Annotated in this window: 3 protein-coding genes; 2 read left to right on the top strand and 1 reads right to left on the bottom strand. The window is 69.9% G+C overall.

Features of this window, described 5'->3' with window-relative positions:
* Positions 1–91: 91 nt before the first annotated feature.
* On the bottom strand, positions 92–883 hold the full coding sequence (locus G6030_RS02270) for a phosphatase PAP2 family protein (protein WP_182642071.1): 792 nt from the start codon (positions 881–883) through the stop codon (positions 92–94).
* A gap of 106 nt (positions 884–989) precedes the next feature.
* Between G6030_RS02270 and aspA the strand changes: the two genes are divergently transcribed.
* Both aspA and G6030_RS02280 read left to right on the top strand, forming a co-directional pair.
* Positions 990–2453: an aspartate ammonia-lyase gene (gene aspA / locus G6030_RS02275; protein ID WP_182642072.1), complete on the top strand. Its 1464-nt coding sequence runs from the start codon at positions 990–992 to the stop codon at positions 2451–2453.
* Between the two features lie 120 nt (positions 2454–2573).
* Positions 2574–3086 (top strand): acetoacetate decarboxylase family protein (locus G6030_RS02280; RefSeq protein ID WP_182642073.1); only part of this gene is annotated, 513 nt, incomplete at its 3' end.

A 3086-nucleotide genomic window follows, 5' to 3' on the forward strand; every position in this document is an offset into this window, starting at 1 on the left:
AGTGAACTGTTGGCCGCGTTGACCACCGCGTCCACGTCCATGCGCGTGATGTCGCCATGGTTCAGCTCTATCCGGGCGCGCCTCGTCGTCGTCATACCGTCTCCCTCCGGCGGATCATCGGCGCCGGCGCGCGATCGAGGCGGTCCATCAGCCACATGATGGTCGCCACCTCACCCACCCACGCCAGGCTCACACACCACCCCGCCAGGATGTCGCTGGGGAAGTGCACCCCCAGGTACATCCGGGTGCCGCCGATGGTCGGCACGTACACCGCCGACCCCGCGATCACCGCGGCCCGCCACCGCGTCGGCCACGCCAGGACACACGCGCACCCCGCCAGGGCCGCGCTCGCCATGGCGTGACCGCTGGGGAACGAGAAGCTCTTCTCCTGCACGATGTGCGTGAAGAACGTCGGCCGATCGCGGCGGTACAGGGCCTTGAGCACCGAGTTGATGATCGTCGACCCCACCAGCGACACCGTGAGCAGCGCGGCCGGGCGGCGGCTGCCCCGCACCGACACCAGGTAGGCCGACGTCGCCAACGCGAACAACGGCACCGCCGTGACGCCGCCGAGCTCGGTCACCGCCCGGGCGATCCGCGTGTTGCGGGGCGAGTGCTTGCGCTGCAGCCACATCATCACCGGCTGGTCGAAGGGCAACTTGGCGCCGCTGCGGATGCGCTCGGCCAATTCGACGAACCCGATCACCGGCGTCGCGAACCCCACGAACGCCACCCCGAAGATCGCCCACGTCCCGCGGGGCAGCGGCACGTCCTGACGGTCGACGATGCTGCCGAGCAGTCCGTCCGACGGGTACAGGCGGCGCAGCACGTCTCGAGCCGAGGTCAGGGCCCGGGCGCCACGGGTGGTCGTCGTGCGCGACATGCCCCCAGACTAGGCAGGCTCACCGTGTCCCCGCCCGCGGATCGCGACGAGGCCCGGTGTCCCACGGTTAGGGTGGGCCGGAAGCGACCCGAGAGGCGGAGGACGAATGACCCGGACCCGTGTGGAAGAAGACCTGCTCGGCACCAAGGAGGTCCCGGCGGACGCGTATTACGGCATCCACACGGTCCGCGCCGTCGAGAACTTCCCCATCGCGCCCACCACCGTCAGCGACATCCCCGACTTCGTGCGCGGCATGGTCATGGTGAAGAAGGCGGCCGCTCTGGCCAACCTCGAGATGGGCGTCCTGGACCAGACGGTGGCGGACGCGATCGTCGGGGCGTGCGACGAGATCCTCGTCGACGGGCGCTGCATGGACCAGTTCCCCTCCTGCGTGTACCAGGGCGGCGCCGGCACCTCGGTCAACATGAACACCAACGAGGTGGTGGCCAACCTCGCGCTCGAGCGGCTCGGGCATCCCAAGGGCTCCTACGACATCATCAGCCCCAACGACGACGTCAACAGGTCCCAGTCCACCAACGACGCCTATCCCACCGGGTTCCGCATCGCCCTGTGGCACGCGCTCGAGCGGCTCGAACCGGCGCTCGTCGCGCTGCGGGAGGCCTGCTACGACAAATCCGAGGAATTCCGCGAGGTCCTCAAGATGGGCCGCACCCAGCTCCAGGACGCCGTGCCCATGTCCCTGGGCCAGGAGTTCGGCGGCTTCGCCGTGAACCTCGACGAGGAACTCCACGTGCTCGGCTCCGCCGCCCGCATGCTGCTCGACGTCAACCTCGGCGCCACCGCGATCGGCACCGGCGTCAACACCCCGCCCGACTACCGCCGCGCGGTCATCAACCACCTGCGCGCCGTCACCGGCCTCCCGGTCACCGGCGCGATGAACCTCATCGAGGCGACGAGCGATACCGGCGACTACGTCAACGTCCACGCCGCCCTCAAGCGGACCGCGGTCAAGCTGTCGAAGATCTGCAACGACCTGCGGCTGCTGTCCTCCGGGCCGCGCGCCGGCCTCAACGAGATCAACCTGCCCGAACTGCAGGCGGGGTCGTCGATCATGCCAGCCAAGGTCAACCCCGTGATCCCCGAGGTCGTCAACCAGGTGTGCTTCAAGGTGATCGGCAACGACATGACCGTCACCATGGCAGCGGAGGCCGGGCAGCTCCAGCTCAACGTCATGGAGCCGGTGATCGCCCAGGCGATGTTCGAGTCCATCTCCCTGCTCACCGAGGCCATGGAGACGCTCACCGAGAAGTGCGTCCGCGGGATCACCGCCAACGCCGAGATCTGCCGGGCCAACGTGATGAACTCGATCGGGATCGTCACCTACCTCAACCCCATCATCGGTCACCACAACGGCGACATCGTGGGGCGCGAGTGCGCTCGCTCCGGCCGCGGGGTGCGCGAGGTCGTACTGGAGATGGGCCTGCTGTCCGCGGAGGAACTCGACGACATCCTGTCCCCGGCCAACCTGCTTCGTCCCCGGTACAAGGGGCGCTCGGCCAAGAACGTCGTGGCGCAGCCGGGGCAGGACACGACCGGACCGACGGGCTGAGGTCGTCCGGCCGCGAGGGGTCGTCTCGCGGCGGCCGTGGCGGCGCGGTCAGGGCTGAGCGGCGAGTAGTTAGCCTGCCAAGGGGCTGATTCCGGGCGCGGGGACCGCTACCGTCGGCTCATGACCTCTCCCACATCACGCGTCGTCGCCGGACGCGAGATCACCTTCCCGATTCCCGTCGTGTCCGCCTCGGTCTCGGGCGCGGCCTTCCTCGCGCGGTCCGCCGTCGTGCGCAGGCTCATCGCCGGCGGGCGGCAGTCCGCCGTGATCGAGGCCGCGGGCGCCGAGCCTGTCTCGCTGCCCGGCGGGCGCACCCCGGCGATCATGATCCACGTCCGCTACCACGACGTGCCGGGCAACGTCCTGGGCGCATATCACGAGATCGGTCTGGCGTTCCAGCTCACCGTGCCCGGCGCGGGGACGCTGGTGCACATCCACGAGCTGCCGGTCGACCAGAACTTCACCCTGGCGGCGGGCAACGAGCTGTGGGGCTTCCCCAAGTGGAAGGGCGACATGGTCGGCACCGCCGGAGGCGCCCTCGACGACGCGCGGCTGGGCGCCGTGGGCTCGGCCGGAGCGGGAGGCGTCGACCTCCGGCTCGACACGCGCGTGGGCCTGCCGATCCCCGGCCGC

Origin of the sequence: Dietzia sp. E1 (genome assembly GCF_014145015.1) — a bacterium.
GTDB classification, from domain to species: domain Bacteria; phylum Actinomycetota; class Actinomycetes; order Mycobacteriales; family Mycobacteriaceae; genus Dietzia; species Dietzia cinnamea_A.

Bases quoted from the DNA above. Each gene is read 5' to 3' on its own strand.
- G6030_RS02270 (WP_182642071.1), bottom strand. From the start codon at position 883: ATGTCGCGCACGACGACCACCCGTGGCGCCCGGGCCCTGACCTCGGCT.
- aspA (WP_182642072.1), top strand. From the start codon at position 990: ATGACCCGGACCCGTGTGGAAGAAGACCTGCTCGGCACCAAGGAGGTC.